At 39.8% G+C, this 17,670-nt stretch carries 13 protein-coding genes and 2 riboswitches; of the genes, 11 read left to right on the top strand and 2 right to left on the bottom strand.

All coding sequences use genetic code 11. The features are described 5' to 3' along the window. Positions 1 to 62: 62 nt before the first annotated feature. From A3G3_RS0106225 to A3G3_RS0106210, 4 genes are all read left to right on the top strand, one after another. Positions 63 to 1,424 (top strand): diaminobutyrate--2-oxoglutarate transaminase, encoded by a 1,362-nt coding sequence (locus A3G3_RS0106225; protein WP_019519681.1) that lies wholly within the window; start codon positions 63 to 65, stop codon positions 1,422 to 1,424. 123 nt (positions 1,425 to 1,547) lie between these two features. Beyond that, entirely contained in the window at positions 1,548 to 3,566 is a 2,019-nt protein-coding gene (locus A3G3_RS0106220; RefSeq protein ID WP_228702715.1) for an N-6 DNA methylase, read from the top strand. Between the two features lie 638 nt (positions 3,567 to 4,204). Continuing rightward, the gene (locus A3G3_RS14675) at positions 4,205 to 5,797 is read left to right on the top strand and encodes a restriction endonuclease subunit S (protein ID WP_211207552.1); all 1,593 of its coding nucleotides are present in this window, start codon (positions 4,205 to 4,207) and stop codon (positions 5,795 to 5,797) included. A gap of 114 nt (positions 5,798 to 5,911) precedes the next feature. Further along, positions 5,912 to 7,456, top strand: a complete 1,545-nt coding sequence (locus A3G3_RS0106210) for a pyridoxal phosphate-dependent decarboxylase family protein (RefSeq protein WP_019519678.1) — start codon at positions 5,912 to 5,914, stop codon at positions 7,454 to 7,456. A 53-nt stretch (positions 7,457 to 7,509) separates the two neighbouring features. Here the strand turns inward: A3G3_RS0106210 and A3G3_RS0106205 are convergent, their stop codons facing one another. Further along, on the bottom strand, positions 7,510 to 7,941 hold the full coding sequence (locus A3G3_RS0106205) for a hypothetical protein (protein ID WP_019519677.1): 432 nt from the start codon (positions 7,939 to 7,941) through the stop codon (positions 7,510 to 7,512). A 215-nt stretch (positions 7,942 to 8,156) separates the two neighbouring features. Beyond that, positions 8,157 to 9,668, bottom strand: coding sequence for a S8 family peptidase (locus A3G3_RS13280; RefSeq protein WP_019519676.1), 1,512 nt, complete (start codon positions 9,666 to 9,668; stop codon positions 8,157 to 8,159). Positions 9,669 to 10,059: 391 nt separating this feature from the next. Further along, a riboswitch (glycine riboswitch) is annotated at positions 10,060 to 10,189 on the top strand. Between the two features lie 5 nt (positions 10,190 to 10,194). Continuing rightward, positions 10,195 to 10,326, top strand: a riboswitch (glycine riboswitch). Between the two features lie 75 nt (positions 10,327 to 10,401). Between A3G3_RS13280 and gcvT the strand changes: the two genes are divergently transcribed. The 7 genes from gcvT (at position 10,402) to A3G3_RS13995 (ending at position 17,610) form a co-directional block, all read left to right on the top strand. After that, positions 10,402 to 11,526: a glycine cleavage system aminomethyltransferase GcvT gene (gene gcvT, locus A3G3_RS0106195; protein WP_019519675.1), complete on the top strand. Its 1,125-nt coding sequence runs from the start codon at positions 10,402 to 10,404 to the stop codon at positions 11,524 to 11,526. Between the two features lie 96 nt (positions 11,527 to 11,622). Next, the gene (locus A3G3_RS0106190; RefSeq protein ID WP_019519674.1) at positions 11,623 to 12,003 is read left to right on the top strand and encodes an MliC family protein; all 381 of its coding nucleotides are present in this window, start codon (positions 11,623 to 11,625) and stop codon (positions 12,001 to 12,003) included. 167 nt (positions 12,004 to 12,170) lie between these two features. After that, positions 12,171 to 12,551, top strand: coding sequence for a glycine cleavage system protein GcvH (gene gcvH / locus A3G3_RS0106185; RefSeq protein WP_019519673.1), 381 nt, complete (start codon positions 12,171 to 12,173; stop codon positions 12,549 to 12,551). A gap of 168 nt (positions 12,552 to 12,719) precedes the next feature. Further along, positions 12,720 to 13,448 (top strand): nitroreductase family protein, encoded by a 729-nt coding sequence (locus tag A3G3_RS0106180; RefSeq protein WP_019519672.1) that lies wholly within the window; start codon positions 12,720 to 12,722, stop codon positions 13,446 to 13,448. Positions 13,449 to 13,643: 195 nt separating this feature from the next. After that, complete coding sequence (locus tag A3G3_RS0106175; RefSeq protein WP_019519671.1) at positions 13,644 to 13,841, top strand: PIN domain-containing protein; 198 nt, start codon at positions 13,644 to 13,646, stop codon at positions 13,839 to 13,841. 41 nt (positions 13,842 to 13,882) lie between these two features. Then, entirely contained in the window at positions 13,883 to 16,738 is a 2,856-nt protein-coding gene (gcvP, locus tag A3G3_RS0106170; RefSeq protein ID WP_019519670.1) for an aminomethyl-transferring glycine dehydrogenase, read from the top strand. Positions 16,739 to 16,866: 128 nt separating this feature from the next. Further along, on the top strand, positions 16,867 to 17,610 hold the full coding sequence (locus A3G3_RS13995; RefSeq protein ID WP_019519669.1) for a DUF4184 family protein: 744 nt from the start codon (positions 16,867 to 16,869) through the stop codon (positions 17,608 to 17,610). Positions 17,611 to 17,670 lie beyond the last annotated feature (60 nt).

Here is a 17,670-nt window from a genome sequence, read left to right as displayed (position 1 = left end):
TTTTGTCTGCCAAATGTGTATTTGGTGTGTTATCAACCCTTATTTCAAGATGGTAATTGAATATGAGCGTTACGCCTGTAAATCCTGTTGCAAATGCAACCAACGAATATTATCTCACCCGTCAAAACCAGATGGAGTCAAATGTTCGTAGCTATCCTCGCAAACTTCCATTAGCAATCGCCAAAGCACAAGGGTGCTGGGTAACAGATGTTGAGGGCAATGAATACCTTGACTGTCTGGCAGGTGCTGGGACTTTGGCACTAGGACACAACCACCCTGCTACCATACAGGCGGTTAAAGATGTTTTGGAAAGTGGTTTGCCACTGCATACCCTTGACATCACTACGCCAATCAAAGACGCCTTTACCGAGAAATTGTTGTCATTTTTTCCAAAAGATTTTGTCTTGCAGTTTTGCGGTCCAACAGGGGCTGACGGTACAGAAGCTGCTATCAAGCTTGCCAAAACCTACACAGGGCGTGATAATGTCATCGCATTCTCTGGCGGTTATCACGGCATGACGCACGGCTCACTTGCCATGACAGGCAACCTATCCGCCAAAGAAAAAGTGGGCAATCTCATGGCGGGCGTGCAGTTTATGCCTTATCCACACGAATACCGTTGTCCGCTAGGGCTTGGTGGCGAGGCAGGCGTGGACGCTTTGACTTATTATTTTGAAAACTTCATCGAAGATGTAGAAAGTGGCGTGGTCAAGCCTGCTGCCGTTATCCTAGAAGCCATTCAAGGCGAGGGTGGTGTCGTTCCTGCTCCCAGAAAATGGCTCCAAAAGATTCGTGAAGTTACCGCCCGCCACGACATCGTACTGATTTTGGACGAAGTGCAAGCAGGATTTGCTCGCTCTGGCAAGATGTTCGCCTTTGAACACGCTGAGATTATCCCTGATGTGGTCGTCATGTCTAAGGCGGTGGGCGGTGGTCTGCCCCTTGCCGTGCTTGCCATTAACAAAAAATTTGATGCGTGGGCACCTGCTGGGCATACAGGTACTTTCCGTGGCAATCAGCTAGCCATGGCGGCAGGCTATAATGTCCTAGAACAAATCAGCAACAATAACCTTGCCGAAAACTCACGCATTCAAGGCGAGTTTTTGCGTGATGAACTGTGTAAAATTGCACAAGAATTCCCCTGTATCGGTCATGTGCGTGGATGTGGCTTGATGGTGGGTATTGAGATTGTGGACGAGCGTAAATCCGCCGACCACATGGGGTCATACCCTGCCGACAGTGAGCTTGCGGTCGCTATCCAAAAAGCGTGCTTTGATAATAAGCTACTGTTAGAGCGTGGTGGTCGTGGCGGTACGGTGGTGCGTTTGCTGTGTCCGATTACAATCACTCGTGAAGAGTGTGAGCAGGTCATCACTCGCTTTAAAAAGGCGGTGGGCGAAGCGGTAAAAGCGGTTCGTGGCTAGGCGTTAATTGTCATTTAAAAATAAAGGCGTGCCAAGGGGTGCGTCTTTGTTTTTTTAAATCATTCTTATTTTTTTCCACAAAAATATGTTAAAATGACTGTTTATTTTATTCAATGATTTTTTATGAAAGATTGTGATATGAAACCAACCAATCCTATGAGTTTGTCTGTCCTGCTTAAAGATTCTAATTATCGGCTTACTCAATTTTCCACCGACCACATCACACAATTAGAATACACCATTTTTTTAAAACCAAGTAAAAATGGCGATGTGCCTTATATAAATTGTTTGGTTCGTAAAAAAGAAATCAAATTAACCCCAGAAGAAATTATTCGCCAGTTGTATTTATTAAAATTACATCACGATTATGGATATCCATATGAGCGAATGGCGGTAGAGTATTCAGTGCATTTTGGGCGTGAGAAAAAACGAGCGGACATTGTTATTTTTGATAAAGATAACCCAAATTCTATCTATATAATGGTGGAGCTTAAAAAGCCCAAATTAAAAGACGGTAAAGAACAGTTAAAATCTTATTGCAATGCCACAGGTGCACCGATTGGCGTATGGACAAACGGTGATAGCATTTCTTATTATAACCGCCGAGACCCCAATTATTTTAAAGACATTCCCAATATTCCAAGCGTTCACGAAAAACTATCTGATATTTTGCAAGAACGCTGGACAATTGATGATTTAATTAAAAATGACAAAATCGCCACTCAACGCAAATCACTAAAAGATTTGGTGATTGAAATGGAAGATGAAGTATTGGCAAATGCTGGCGTGGATGTTTTTGAAGAATTGTTTCAGCTTATTTTTACCAAACTTTATGATGAAATGGAAAGCACCAGAAACAAAAGCCGTCATTTGGAATTTCGTAACTATGGCGATACTGAAAGTGAGTTAAAAGCCAAAATCGGTGCATTGTTTAACAAAGCCAAAAATAAATGGGAAGGAGTATTTGCTGAAAGTGCCAAAATCAATCTATCGCCATCGCATTTGGCGATTTGTGTGTCATCATTAGAAGAAGTGAAATTATTTAATTCCAATCTTGATGTGGTAGATGAAGCCTTTGAATATTTGATTAATAAATCCAGTAAAGGCGAAAAGGGACAATATTTCACGCCACGCTATGTCATTGATATGTGCGTCAAAATGCTAGACCCAAAAGCCGATGAAACCGTGATTGATACCGCCTCAGGCAGTTGTGGTTTTCCTGTGCATGCCATTTTCCATGTTTGGGAAAAACAGCTGAAAGAAAAAGGCTTGGAGCGTTCCCATTTATTTACCGCCGAACAAAAATTACCCGAACAGCTTGATTACGTCCAAGAAAAAGTTTTTGCCATTGATTTTGACGAAAAAGCCGTACGAGTTGCTCGCACACTCAATTTAATCGCAGGCGATGGGCAAACCAATGTATTGCATTTAAATACTTTGGACTATGAACGCTGGGATGATTTTACCAAAGATGAAGAATGGGGTGATGTTTATGGCAATGGCTGGAAAAAATTAAGAAAATTACGCAAAACTAAAGACCAAAACCGTGATTTTGGGTTTGATGTATTAATGGCAAATCCGCCTTTTGCAGGCGATATTAAAGAAACCCGAATTCTTGCCCGTTATGAACTGGGCAAAAATAGCAAAGGCAAACAACAATCCAAAGTTGGGCGAGATATTTTGTTTATTGAACGCAATCTGGATTTTTTAAAAGACGGTGGGCGAATGGCGATTGTTTTGCCACAAGGTCGTTTTAATAATTCTAGCGATAAATACATTCGTGATTTTATTGCCGAACGGTGTCGTATCTTAGCGGTGGTGGGTTTGCATGGCAATGTATTTAAACCACATACAGGTACAAAAACATCGGTCTTATTTGTGCAAAAATGGCATGATGAATTATGCCCCAAAGTGGATGATTATCCTATTTTCTTTGCAACCATGCAAAGCCCAAGCAAGGACAATTCAGGCGATAAAATCTATGTCAAACATACAGATGGTACGCCAATATTAGACAGTCATGGACATTTAATTGTGGCTCATGATTTATTTAATCATGATGGCGTTACCCAAGATGGTATTACCGAAGCTTTTATTGAATTTGCCAAAAAAGAGAAATTGTCTTTTGTGGGAAAGGATTAAGCCCTTTTGATAATGCCAAATATCAGGCATTATTGGAAGGGCTGGAATGCAAAGAAGTTAAGTTTTCAAATTTATTTATTGATAATGAAAAGTTCAGAATAGACGATGAATTTTTTATGAAAAAATATATTTGTGCATATCAGCAAATAAAATCTAATCCACATTTTATTTTAGAAAATGAAATTTCTGTGCTAACGGATTTTCACGCAAATGGTAGCTATGAAACAATTGCAGAAAATTTTTCTCTATTAGATAGTGTTGATTATGCGTATATGGTTAGAACAACTGACCTAGAAACCAATAATTTTACTCAGGATGTCAAATACATTTCTGAGCAATCCTACAATTTTTTATCCAAAAGTAAAGTTTTTGGCGGAGAGATTTTAATTAACAAAATAGGAACTCCGGGAAAATGCTATTTAATGCCGAATTTAAATAAGCCTGTTTCTTTGGGTATGAACTTGTTTCTTTTAAGATTGAAAGAAAATAGTCTATTAAATGAAAAATTTCTATACGTGTTTTTTAATACTGAAATAGGCAAGAATATTATCAATAGAAAAGTAAATGGAACAGTTCCATTAACGATTGATAAAATGGCAATTAAAAGTTTGTTTATTCCTAAATTAGGGGATAATATAATGGGAGAAGTAGCCAATTTAGTTGATTTAAAATTTGATTTAGATAATCAAAGTAAGCAAAAATATACCGAAGCCGAAACCCTATTATTAGAAAATCTAGGTTTGCAAAATTTCCAAGCAACCAATCAATCCGTTAATATCAAAGCCTTAAAAGACAGCTTTTTACAAACAGGCAGATTGGATGCAGAGTTTTATCAACCAAAATATGACGAGTTGGAAAACTTGTTTGATCGTTTTGAACGCATTAAGTTAGCTGATTTGGTGAATTATCCCATTTCCAGTGGTATTACACCAAAAGCTAACGGCGATGATTATGCTGATAAAGAAAGTGGTATTGCCTTTATTCGTGCCGTAGATTTGCAAAATGGCGAAGTGAGCCTTGCCAATTTGAATTACATCAAACCCAATATTCACGAAACCACTTTAAAAAGAACGCAATTAAAACAAAATGATGTTCTGCTTTCTATTGCAGGAACTGTTGGGCGATGTGCATTATTTTCTCATAATATGCAAGCTAATATCAATCAAGCTGTGGCAATTTTGCGATTTGATGAGAGCAAAGTCAATCGTTTGTATTTGGTGGCATTTTTTAATTCGGAATTGGGCAAGCAATTTATTGCCAAATATGCCAGACAAGGCTTGCAAACCAATTTGAATTTAACCGAGATTGGCGAATTATCTATTCCCATACCCGATATGACAATTCAAATTCAAATTGCAAATTATATCCAACAAAGCAATGACTTACGAGAACAAGCCACGCAATTATTAGCTCAAGCCAAGTCTAATGTTGAGCTTGAAATTGAAAATAATTCATTTAATATCAATGAGTTAGAATTTGAGGAGGGGGGGCTTAGTCTATTAGAAAAATCTGCTTATTTTATACGCTTAGCGGAGTGGACTTTATTAGAAAGCCTAATTTTTGCACAAAAAACAAATGTATCCATTCGGTCGCTTAGCCAATCTTTTGGGTTAAGCGGTCGCCTTGATGCGGAATATTACCACCCAAAATTTGAGCGGTTGTTACACAAATTAAAACAGCAAAATTGCAAAACATTGGGTGAATTGGTTGATTTGCAAAAATCGGTAGAAGTTGGCTCAGAAAATTATCGTGATGAAGGCTTGCCTTTTGTGCGAGTGGCGGATTTTTCCAAGTTTGGAATTGGTCAAACAAATAAGTTTGTCAATCCTGCGGATTATACGGACATCATTCGCCCCAAAAAAGACACGATTTTGTTATCAAAAGACGGTACGGTGGGCATTGCTTACCGTGTGCCGTCTGATATGGAAGTGATGACTTCTGGGGCGATTGTGCATTTGTCTTTGAAAACAGATGAAATTTTGCCTGATTATTTGGCATTGGTGCTAAATTCAAAGGCGGTAAAACTGCAAGCCGAGCGAGATGCAGGTGGTTCAATTATTCAGCATTGGAAACCGTCTGAAATTTTGGAAGTAGTGATTCCGATTTTGCCCAAAGACATTCAAAAAATGATTGATGATAAAGTGCAGATGAGTTTTGAATTAAAAAATCAAAGTGAAAATTTGTTAGCACAAGCCAAAATTTTGGTAGAAAATGAGATTGAAAGTATTTAATCAATTTTAATGACCAAAATTTTAATAAATTAACTTAGTTTCAATCTGTGATTTGTACTAAGGCTTTTATAAAATATGTTACGATATGACAAAACCCTAAAATGGAGAGATAGAATGACCAACCTACCACAACACCGTAAGGCCCTATTGTGCAACGACAGCCAGTCTATTAGCGACTATGAAAGTGCTATGAACCAAGCGGTACAAGCCGTAGCCGACTGGTTACAAGAAGATAAAATGTATACAGGCGGTAGTATCAAAGATTTGCGTGCCAAAATCGCCTTTAACCCCCAAAAACAAGGCTTGGGGCTACACAAATCATTAGATAGAGCGGTTGATTTATTCTTAAAAAACAGCCTAAAAGTTCACCACCCCCATTCGCTCGCTCATTTGCATTGTCCTACCATGGTAACATCGCAGATTGCCGAAGTGCTGATTAACGCCACCAACCAATCTATGGACTCGTGGGATCAGTCGCCAGCAGGCTCGCTTATGGAAGTTCAGCTCATTGACTGGTTACGCCAAAAGGTTGGCTATGGGGCAGGGCAGGCAGGCGTGTTCACATCAGGCGGTACGCAGTCCAACCTTATGGGCGTGTTGTTGGCTCGTGATTGGGCGATTAGCAAACATTACCAAGACGACAACGGCAAAGCGTGGTCGGTACAGCGTGATGGTGTGCCAAACGATGCGATGAAAAAAGTCAAAGTGCTATGTTCGGAAAACGCCCATTTTAGCGTACAAAAAAACATGGCGATGATGGGCATGGGCTTTCAATCAGTGGTTACCGTGCCTGTCAATGACAACGCCCAAATGGATACCAATGCCCTAGCCGACATCATGGCGGACTTGCACGCCAAAGGCAACATTGTGGCGTGTGTCGTGGCAACGGCAGGAACGACCGACGCAGGGGCGATTGATGACATCAAAGCAATCCGTGCCTTATGCGACAAATTCGGAGCATGGCTACACGTGGATGCGGCATGGGGTGGGGCGTTATTGCTGTCCAATGATTACCGCTCTATGTTAGATGGCATTGAGCTGACCGATTCGGTGACGCTAGATTTTCATAAGCACTATTTCCAAAGCATTTCTTGCGGTGCGTTTTTGTTAAAAGATGAGCAAAATTACCGCTTTATGCACTATGAAGCCGAGTATCTCAACTCCGCCTATGACGAAGAGCATGGCGTGCCAAACTTGGTATCAAAATCCTTGCAGACCACTCGCCGATTTGATGCGTTAAAATTGTGGTTTACGGTAGAGGCATTGGGCGAGGAGCTTTATGGTTCAATGATTGACCATGGGGTCAAACTCACTCGCCAAGTGGCGGATTACATCAAGGCAACGGACGGTTTGGAGCTACTTGTTGAGCCACAATTTGCGTCTGTGCTGTTCCGTGTTGTGCCAGATGGCTATCCTGATGAGTTTATTGATAGCCTAAATCAAAACGTGGCGGACGAGCTGTTTGCCCGAGGGGAAGCGAACATTGGCGTAACTCGTGTGATTGATAGCCGTCAAAATGTACAGTCATTAAAGATGACGACACTAAGCCCAATCGCCACGCTTGAAAACGTGCAAGCCTTATTATCACAGGTGTTGGCGGAAGCCGAGCGTATCAAAGATGATATTAAAAATGGTACTTATACACCGCCGATTGATTGATAGTATTTTATAACCAACTAAAAAAGGGATTTTACTCATCCCTTTTTGTAATTTTAGTTAACAGCTTGAACAATTGCAGGGGTTGGTTGATTGGCGTTCATCAGTTGATTTGCCATATCAGTTTCAGGATTTTGTGGTTTAGTCGCAAAGTCGCTAGCAGGATTGTCATATTGTGCAGGAGCATCCATACTACCGTCTGCATTAACACCTGAGACACTTTCACTACGGTTTTTATTATCGCCGTAAACCATTTTGTTATAATCTGTTTTATCACTCGTATCCACTTTTACTTGCTCCGTGACAGGGCTACCGACTAATACAGGTGGTTCGGTTGGTTTGACTTGTGAGGCAGGAACAGTTGTCGGTTCTGGGTTTTTAACGGCTTCTACTTGTTTGGGCTTAAATAAAAAAATAATTAATCCGCAGATAATAATTAATAATCCACCAAATAAAATACTCAACATTTTTTTGATTGAATTTGTCATATTTTTTACCTATCGCTTTAAAAAAATGTGTAAGTTAAAAAGAATAACTTACACATTATTAGGTTTATCATATAGTAGAAGAGATGTAAAAAAATGCTACGTTTACGTTCGTATTGAGTTTCTCTAACTACAGCTAAAGATGACACTTTACAGACTCAATACGAACGGTTTTTGTATCAAAAATTATTTTCTTTTACTATAAAATTTTAAAAGAATTAATAACGACCTAGCGAGTAGTCATAATAAACACTACCGCTACGGCGTGGATTAGTCGGGCGTGTTGGCGTTACAGTTGTACGACGAACTGGGTTTGCATTCGCAATCGGTGTGACCGCTGCTAGCAAATTAATTCGTGGACGCACTACACCATTACGATAATCTCTAACACGTACACCCGTGTCTGCTAAGCGTGTCATGGTTGCATCAACATTTTCATTATTAGTAGCTTGCATCACAGCAGGAGCACGTAGAACTGCAACCGCACCTGCAACGTGTGGTGTAGCTTGTGAAGTACCTGTCATGGTGATACCACCAGCAGTAATATTAAAACCAGGTGCTAAGAAATCAAGCAAACGACCACTATTACTAAAGCAAGTGACGCCATCACGACGCACTACAAAGTTTGGATTGTTATGGCAGTTCATTGAACCGCGATAATCTGCTTCAAACACGGCACCAACTGCGGTAGTATTGCGTTCAGATGCTGGCCATGCAATGCCATTTGACATCTCTTCGTTACCAGTAGCAATTATAGAAGCAACACCCATATTTTTTAATGTGGTAAATAGTGGGAAACGGCTAGTTTCTGATTGGTATGGACCACCACCACCAAGGCTTAAATTGGCTGCAACAATATTATAGCCATTTTGGTTGTTACTGCTATGGTTATTACGCATCCAATTGTATGCGGCTGCTAATGCGTCGTCTGGGGCAACATGGACCATTTTTTGCTCTTTGTTATTCCAACGCCACGCAAATACATCCAATGCTGCTATTTTAGCAGCTGGAGCGACACCAGCCACAACACCTGCTACATTTGTGCCATGGAAGCTACCGTCATCTATCTGACCATCTGTACGGCCATTGTTTTCTGCTGCAAATTCCAATGAAGCAACAACACGACAACTACCTTGATTAAAGCCACGAGAACAATCACCAAAATCTCGATGATTATGATTAAGACCTGTGTCCAACACACCAACCACTGAACCTTCACCATTAAATCGAGAAGCACTAGTTGCACGACTAGGTTTAAACTGAGTTGCAATCGCTTGGATTTGATTAATAAAAGGCAAAGACTCACGTAGTGACGAGGTCATTTGAGTGTTTGCACGCACCAAAACCACATTCTTATCATTTAATAATTTTACCAAATCATCACGAGATTGCACACGCAAAAATAGCGTTGCTGAACCATAATAATCACGCATCACCGTCGTATTTGACAATTGTCCCAATACGGCTTCTTTTACATTTTTAAATGTGCGTACTGCTAAGCCCTGTTTTTCAGCAGTCGTGATTTTTGGATAAGCCGTTTCTGATAGCTCAACCATCAAATCATTTGAGTTGTTTTTTAATAGGGCATTCACATCAATATTGCTAACTTTTAGCTTATCTACCGCAGTTGGAGACAACTGTTTAAATGTTTCACTTGGGGTTAGCTCGGCTTGAGCAACGCACGCCATAGATAAGGCTGATACCAACACCGCCAATTTTAACTTACGCATTTATTCCTCCTAATAGGAATTTTTTACCAAAAAAATGTGGAATACAACAAAAATCCACGTAACATTATATTCATATACAAGACACTATATTTTTTTACAAAACATAATATTTTGTATATAAGCTGTATTGTAAGAATAAAAAAGTAGAAAATCAAGAGATAAACGGTATTTTTTTTAAAATAAAATTTTATAAGATTGTTTTTTCAAATAAAAAATCTAATAGTATTTAAAAAATATTAATTAATAATACCGTTTGTCTTTTTTTTAATGCTTTTTTTTAATGCTTTTTATTTTTTAACAGATAGTTAAAAAAAACTAATCTTAAATCTATGTTGACTCAAATAAAACTATAAAATCCCCTTGCCAAAATTGAAAAAACCTAGCATAATAGCCAATAATTTCAGGAGAGTATGATATTGGATTTGGTATTTTATCAGAAAATATCACTAAATCTGCCAACAATCATCACCGAAGGCGTAAAAACCCTATAATCGCTCAGGTAAACGGACTGGAATTGCATTGTCAAAATGATAAATCTGGAGAGCGTGTTTTGTTTTTTATGATTAAAAACAAACACCACCGAAGGGGAAAAAACAAATTTTGTCAAAAATCTAAAAAATTTGTTGAAAATCTCAGGTAACAGGACAGATGGGGCAACTGATTAATTTTATTAAAAATCAGTCTGATAATTTGCAAATTTTTGCCCAATTTTCTTACGGATTAAGGATTTATCATGTCAAATTTACAACGTACCCCTTTTTATCAATCTCATCTTGACAGCGATGGCAAAATCGTTGATTTTTCAGGTTGGGAACTGCCTATTCATTATGGTTCACAGATTGCCGAACACGAAGCCGTGCGTACCAATGCAGGAATGTTTGACGTGTCGCACATGGTGGTAACCGATATCGTGGGTGCTGATGCCAAAGCGTGGTTACAAAAGTTGCTTGCCAATGATATCGCTAAAGCCAAATTTGTCGGTAAGGCGATTTATTCTGCGATGCTCAACGACAACGGCGGTGTGATTGATGATTTAATCGCTTATCGTATGAATGAAGCGGAAACCGAATACCGTATCGTATCAAATGCCGCTACGCGTGAAAAAGATTTAGCACAATTTAACAAGGTGGCTCAAGCGTTTGGCGATGTGACGATTACCGAACGTCCAGAGCTTGCTATGCTTGCGGTACAAGGACCAAAAGCCATTGAAAAATTAGCCACTGCAAAACCTGCTTGGGCAGACGTTTTAAGCGGTTTAAAACCATTCGTGGGTAAAGATTTAAGCGAGATTGAAGGCAAAGATTGGTTCGTGGCTAAAACTGGCTACACAGGCGAAGATGGTGTGGAAGTGATTTTACCAGAAGCCCAAGCAGGTGAATTTTTTACTCTGTTAAAAGCTAATGGTATCGTTCCAGCAGGTTTAGGTGCAAGAGATACCTTGCGTTTAGAAGCGGGGATGAACCTGTATGGTCATGAAATGGACGAGACTATTAATCCATATGAGTGCGGTATGGCTTGGACGTTGGCAGTTAAAGATGAGCGTGATTTTATCGGTCGCAAAGCGATGCAAGACAAGCAAGAAAAAGCGGTCGCTGATGGCACAGATGTGATACAAGTTGGTTTGGTGCTAGAGGGTCGCGGTGTGTTGCGTGAAGGTATGGAAGTGACACTTACCAACGGTAAAAAAGGCGTGATTACCAGCGGTACCTTTAGCCCAAGCTTAAAACAGTCTATTGCGATTGCCCGTATTCCGACAACGACGGACACTACTGCTAATGTGAATATGCGTGGTAAGGCGACTGAAGTTCGCATTATTTCGTTACCGTTTGTTAGAAATGGTAAAAAACAGTTTTCTTAACCGTTTATCGGTGTTATGATACACTTGAGTTAGGTTGTTTTTTAACAATATCTGACTCAAATGTCAATTTTTTACAATCATATAAAGGTATTTATTATGAAAAAACTACTTGCTTTAATCCCTGCGGTTGCTGTTTTGACTGCTTGTAACACAACTAACGTGGCACAACCAAGCCCGTCACAGGTACAAGCGGTTTTAGCAAATTCACAAACGTTTAAATGTGATAACAACGCTGAAGTTGTATCAGTTGTTACAGAGCGTGATGGTGCTAACTATGCAAATATCCAAATCACCGCTCCAAGCTTGAGTCTCAATCAAGCACCTGTGCAACTAAAACAAGCAGTATCTGCTTCTGGTGAGCGTTACAGTGTATCAAATAGCACAACTGGCTATGACTGGCACATGAAAGGCAATGAAGCTGTATTAACAGTAACTTCTCAAGGTCAAGAATTTAACTTTGGTTGTATGGCACAATAATTTTGGTAAAAATTTGATTAATATTCATTAAAATATTGCTAAAAAATGTGGTTGGTAAAAACAGATTTATCAATCACATTTTTTTGATAAATTAACATTTTGTTAATTTTTATTTCTTAAATAATTCTTAATATTTTTATTATCAAAACCTTAAAAGGAATGACGCTATGAGCAATACACCTGCAGATTTAAAATATGTCGCAAGCCACGAATGGCTACGCCAAGAAGCTGACGGCACGATTACCGTTGGTATTACTCATCACGCCCAAGATTTGCTTGGGGATGTGGTTTATGTTGAATTACCAGAAGTCGGTGCAAACGTTGAAGTTGATGCTGAAATTGCGGTGGTTGAATCCGTAAAAGCTGCCTCTGACGTGTATGCCCCGATTGCAGGTGAAATTGTTGAAATCAATGACGCCTTAGTTGATGCACCAGAAACGGTAAACGCTGACCCATACGGCGAAGGCTGGTTCTTTAAAATCAAACCGACCAATGCCAGCGATTATGATGGTTTAATGGACGCTGATGAGTACGCAGAATCTTTATAATTTATAATAATTTTTGTTAGATTGTTTTTGGGTTGTATTAAATAAATTTTTAATATGACCTAGATTTACTAAGTAATATTTAGATTTTATTGTTAATTGATTTTCTTTAAAAACAATCAATTAGCAACAAATTCTTAAAATAATTTTTACAACTGCTTTTATAATACTATGCCCAATATCCACACCGACCCAAAAACCGTAAATTTTTACGATGTTGTAACCAGTCGCCGTTCGGTGCGACTTTTTACCCATACGCCTGTGCCTGATGACGTGCTAGATGCGTGTTTGGACATGGCGTTGCTCGCTCCGAATTCAAGCAATTTACAGCCTTGGGAATTTTATGTGATTGAAAGTCCAGAAACTCACAAAAAGGCAGTTGAATATTGCATGAACCAAAACGCCGCTCGGACTGCTAATCGTTTAATTGTCTGCGTGGCTCGTACCGATACTTGGCGACAACACGCCCAAGACAATATTAAATTTTTCCCTGTACAACCCGCCCCAAAAGCGGTAAAAGACTATTATGGTAAACTCATTCCTGTTGCCTTTACTCGTGGCAAATTAAATGCGTTAGCCCCTGCGAAATGGCTTGCGACCAATGCGTTTCGTCAAGTTAAAGGGGCAATCGCAGAACCCATGTATAGCGAAACTGATATCAAAACGTGGGCGTTAGCTAATTTATATTTGGCGTGCCAAAATTTTATGTTGGCGGTACGTGCGTATGGGTTTGATAGTTGTCCAATGGGTGGGTTTGATGAACCCAAAATGAAAAAATTGCTTGGTTTGCATGCTCATCAACATATTGGCATGGTTATCGCTGTGGGCGAACGTGCGGAAAAAGGGATTTACATGGAGCAATATCGGTTTGATAAAAAACGCTTTGTTTTTAAGGTTTAGCTAAGTTGTCAATGACCCAACAAGTTCAGCACAATATGCGTTAGCTCGTGAATTGGTTAAAAAAGCCAACAAAATTTTTGTTGCTCAAAATACTCAAGTAGAATGGAATGAGTTTGATTGTTAAAATAACGGTACGATTTTGATAAAGCAAATATTTTAAAGGTTTGGATGACCTATTAGTCAGCCATAATTTTTTTGGAAAATCAAGCAATTTTTGAACAAGCCTTAAACTTTTATCGTCATCAGAATGCTGATTTTTCAGATTATATGATTTTAACAACTTCACAAAAAAATAATGCGGATTTATGGACTTTTAATAAAAAGTTAAGTAAATCACAGACTGTTACGTTATTAAATGAAGAAAATTTAAATAATTATTTCACTTATTTTTAACCAAAACCTAAACCTTTTTACTTTTACCAAAAGGAAATTTTATGAGCCAAACTTTCAAAACCTTTGCCGATGTGTTCAATCACGGCGAATTTATTAACCGCCATATCGGCATTGACGACACTGAAAAACAAGCCATGTTAACCGCCGTCGGGGCAAAAGACATGGCAGATTTTATCAGCCAAACCGTCCCTGCATCGGTGAAGCTCAACAAAGATTTAGACCTACCAAACAGTGTGCCTGAACACGAAGCCCTTGCCAAATTGCGTGGCATGGCGGACAACATTACGGTAAACCGTAGCTATATCGGCTTAGGTTACTATCCAACTCGCACGCCAAACGTCATCGTGCGTAATGTGTTAGAAAACCCTGGTTGGTACACCGCCTACACACCTTACCAAGCAGAAATCGCTCAAGGTCGCCTTGAAGCCTTGTTAAATTTCCAACAAGTGTGTATTGATTTGTCAGGTTTGGAGTTGGCAGGGGCAAGTTTACTAGATGAAGCGACGGCTGCTGCTGAGGCGATGGCGATGGCAAAACGTGTTAGTAAAAACAAATCTAATCAATTTTTTGTGGATAGCCGTATTTTTCCACAGACGCTGGATGTGATTCGTACACGTGCTAACTATTTTGGTTTTGATGTGGTGGTTGGCGATTTTGATGTGGCGAAAAATGGCGACTTTTTTGGGGCGATTTTCCAATATGTTGGTAAAGACGGTGATGTGGTTGATTTAACCGATATCATTTCAACTGTTAAAACCAAAGGCACGCAAGCCATTGTCGTGGCGGATGTGATGAGCCTTGTGCTGTTAAAATCGCCTGCGGACATGGGTGCTGACGTGGCATTAGGCAATACGCAACGTTTTGGTGTACCGATGGGGTTTGGTGGTCCACACGCTGCCTACTTTGCTTTTACCGATAGTGCCAAACGCTCTGCTCCTGGGCGTATTATCGGTGTTTCGGTGGATGCTCAAGGAAAACCTGCGTTGCGTATGGCGTTACAGACTCGTGAACAGCACATTCGCCGTGAAAAAGCTAACTCAAATATCTGTACGTCGCAAGTCTTGCTTGCCAATATGGCAGGTATGTATGCCGTTTATCATGGGGCAAAAGGCGTAAAACGGATTGCAACTCGTATTCATGCCTTGGCGACAGCCTTTGCTGAATCCGTGAAAAATGCAGGTTTAACCGTGGTTTATGAGCAATTTTTTGACACTGTTTTGGTAAAAACGGACAAAGCCGATACGATTTATCAATCTGCGTTAGACAAAGGTATTAACTTACGCCAGGTGGACAGCGAACATTTAGCAGTGGCATTTAGTGAAGTGAGTGATGAACACGATTTTGCTGATTTGACTGAAGTGTTTACAGGTAAGGCGGTAACCTTGGGCGAATTCAAAATCTCGTTAAATGCCGATTTATTGCGTAAAGATGAAATTTTGACCCACCCTGTGTTTAACAGCTACCATACTGAACATGAAATGCTACGCTACTTGAAAAAGTTAGAAAACAAAGATTTAGCGATGAACCATAGTATGATTTCATTGGGTAGTTGTACCATGAAATTAAACGCAACTAGCGAAATGTTACCCATTACTTGGAATGAATTTGCCAATGTGCATCCCTTTGCCCCAAGAGACCAAGTCGGTGGCTATTTGGCAATGATTGATGGTTTACAAGAGCAGTTAAAAGCGATTACAGGTTTTGATGCGATTAGTATGCAACCAAACTCAGGTGCGTCTGGTGAATATGCAGGGTTACTTGCAATCCGCCGTTATCATGAAAGTTTGGGGCAAACTGACCGTCATATTTGCTTAATTCCACGTTCAGCACATGGTACGAACCCTGCGACTGCTCAAATGATGGGAATGCAAGTGGTGGTAGTTGCCACCGATGAATTTGGTAATGTGGATATTGCTGATTTGACTGCGAAAGCCGAACAGCATAGCGAAAACTTGGGTGCGTTGATGATTACTTATCCATCAACGCATGGCGTATTTGAAGAAGGCATTCGTGATATTTGCGATTTAATTCACAAACATGGCGGTCAGGTGTATATGGACGGTGCGAACATGAACGCTCAAGTTGCGATGATGCAACCTGCGGACGTGGGTGCGGACGTATTACACATGAATTTGCACAAGACCTTCTGTATTCCACACGGTGGCGGTGGTCCGGGCATGGGTCCTATCGGCATGAAGTCGCATCTAGCACCGTTTATCGCCAATCACGTGGTTGCCCCTGTGCCAAACGCTCAAGATGGCATGACAGCCGTATCGGCAGCTCCGTTTGGTTCGGCGAGTATTTTACCAATTTCTTGGATGTATATCACCATGATGGGTAAAGACGGCTTAAAACAAGCGACCGAAAGTGCCTTGTTAAACGCCAACTACATGGCAAGTCAGCTAAAAGATGATTATCCTGTACTTTATACAGGCAAAAATGGTCGTGTCGCCCACGAGTGTATCATTGATATTCGCCCATTAAAAGAAGAAACAGGCATTACCGAAGTGGATATTGCCAAACGCTTGATGGACTATGGCTTCCACGCCCCAACGATGTCTTTCCCTGTGGCAGGTACGTTGATGATTGAGCCGACGGAAAGCGAAAGCAAAGAAGAACTTGACCGCTTTATTTCGGCATTAAAACAAATCAAACGCGAGGCGATGAAAGTGAAAAATGGCGAATGGTCAGCCGATGATAATCCACTGGTAAATGCACCGCACACCGCTCAGGTGGTGCTTGGCGAGTGGAAACGTGGCTATAGCCGTGAAGTAGCCGCTTATCCGCTAGACTATCTCCGTGACAATAAATTTTGGCCAAGCGTCAGCCGTGTGGACGATGTGTACGGTGATAAGCACTTGATTTGTTCTTGCCCAAGCATTGATAATTATGAATAATTGTTAAATAATTTATTTAAAATAATGAAAGCCGTCTAAATATTAGGCGGTTTTTCATCATTTTTTCACATTTTAAGCCACGATAATTTTTTATAATTTATTCAACCTATTGATAAAATTAAAAAATTATGCCGTTTACTCTTGCCCACCCTGCGGTTGTGTTACCGTTACGTCATCGCCTATTGCATCAAGAAGCCCTAATTATCGGCTCAATGTCACCTGATTTTTTGTACTTTTTATATGGTCAAGCCAGCCAAAGTTTTGGGCATCGGTTTGACGGATTTTTTTTGGTAAATTTGCCGTTAAGTTTTGGGATATTTTGGCTATATCAAACTCAGATTGCCCCCTATTTTTGGCAATATTTACCAAAATTTTTGCGGTTAGATTATCAAAAAATTAAAACACAAACCGATGATAGTTTTTTGAAATTTATCATACGTTTTAGTATTTCTGCGATAGTTGGCATGATAACCCATGTTTTTTTAGATAGCTTTACACACAATACAGGTTGGTTGGTTGAGCGTTTTGATATTTTTCATCACGTTATTTTAACAAAACCCTTATTTAAATGGTTACAATATAGCGGTGGTGTGTTGGGGTTGGTCGTGATTTTTGGCTATTGGTTGGTTTTAACAAAAAAACTTCCTTTAAAAACAGAGTTTCATCGCAAAAATGCCATACAATATTGGATAAAGTTTTTTAGTAGTTTGTTTGGCGGTTTAATGCTTTGGCAAATGTTACAACCGATTGGCATTTTTAGTGTGGCAACGTGGGTTATTCGGATAATTGATATTGCTTTTTTATCGTTGGTAATGATTGGTTTAATGAATAATAAAAAACGGTATGATATTGCTAAATCAACTAAAATTTAGTAATTTGCCTAGTGTAACCGCTAGAATTTTGTTATAGTAGCAATATTTTAGCCAAATTTT

Source organism: Moraxella boevrei DSM 14165, assembly GCF_000379845.1.
In the GTDB taxonomy this organism is placed as follows: domain Bacteria; phylum Pseudomonadota; class Gammaproteobacteria; order Pseudomonadales; family Moraxellaceae; genus Faucicola; species Faucicola boevrei.
This window is presented reverse-complemented; position numbering and strand designations above follow the sequence as displayed.

Excerpts from the sequence above, each read along its gene's own strand:
- gcvH (WP_019519673.1), top strand. The coding sequence starts at position 12,171 with ATGAGCAATACACCTGCAGATTTAAAATATGTCGCAAGCCACGAATGG.
- A3G3_RS0106180 (WP_019519672.1), top strand. The coding sequence starts at position 12,720 with ATGCCCAATATCCACACCGACCCAAAAACCGTAAATTTTTACGATGTT.
- A3G3_RS13995 (WP_019519669.1), top strand. The coding sequence starts at position 16,867 with ATGCCGTTTACTCTTGCCCACCCTGCGGTTGTGTTACCGTTACGTCAT.
- A3G3_RS13280 (WP_019519676.1), bottom strand. The coding sequence starts at position 9,668 with ATGCGTAAGTTAAAATTGGCGGTGTTGGTATCAGCCTTATCTATGGCG.
- A3G3_RS0106220 (WP_228702715.1), top strand. The coding sequence starts at position 1,548 with ATGAAAGATTGTGATATGAAACCAACCAATCCTATGAGTTTGTCTGTC.
- gcvT (WP_019519675.1), top strand. The coding sequence starts at position 10,402 with ATGTCAAATTTACAACGTACCCCTTTTTATCAATCTCATCTTGACAGC.
- A3G3_RS14675 (WP_211207552.1), top strand. The coding sequence starts at position 4,205 with ATGGGAGAAGTAGCCAATTTAGTTGATTTAAAATTTGATTTAGATAAT.
- A3G3_RS0106210 (WP_019519678.1), top strand. The coding sequence starts at position 5,912 with ATGACCAACCTACCACAACACCGTAAGGCCCTATTGTGCAACGACAGC.
- A3G3_RS0106190 (WP_019519674.1), top strand. The coding sequence starts at position 11,623 with ATGAAAAAACTACTTGCTTTAATCCCTGCGGTTGCTGTTTTGACTGCT.
- gcvP (WP_019519670.1), top strand. The coding sequence starts at position 13,883 with ATGAGCCAAACTTTCAAAACCTTTGCCGATGTGTTCAATCACGGCGAA.
- A3G3_RS0106205 (WP_019519677.1), bottom strand. The coding sequence starts at position 7,941 with ATGACAAATTCAATCAAAAAAATGTTGAGTATTTTATTTGGTGGATTA.
- A3G3_RS0106225 (WP_019519681.1), top strand. The coding sequence starts at position 63 with ATGAGCGTTACGCCTGTAAATCCTGTTGCAAATGCAACCAACGAATAT.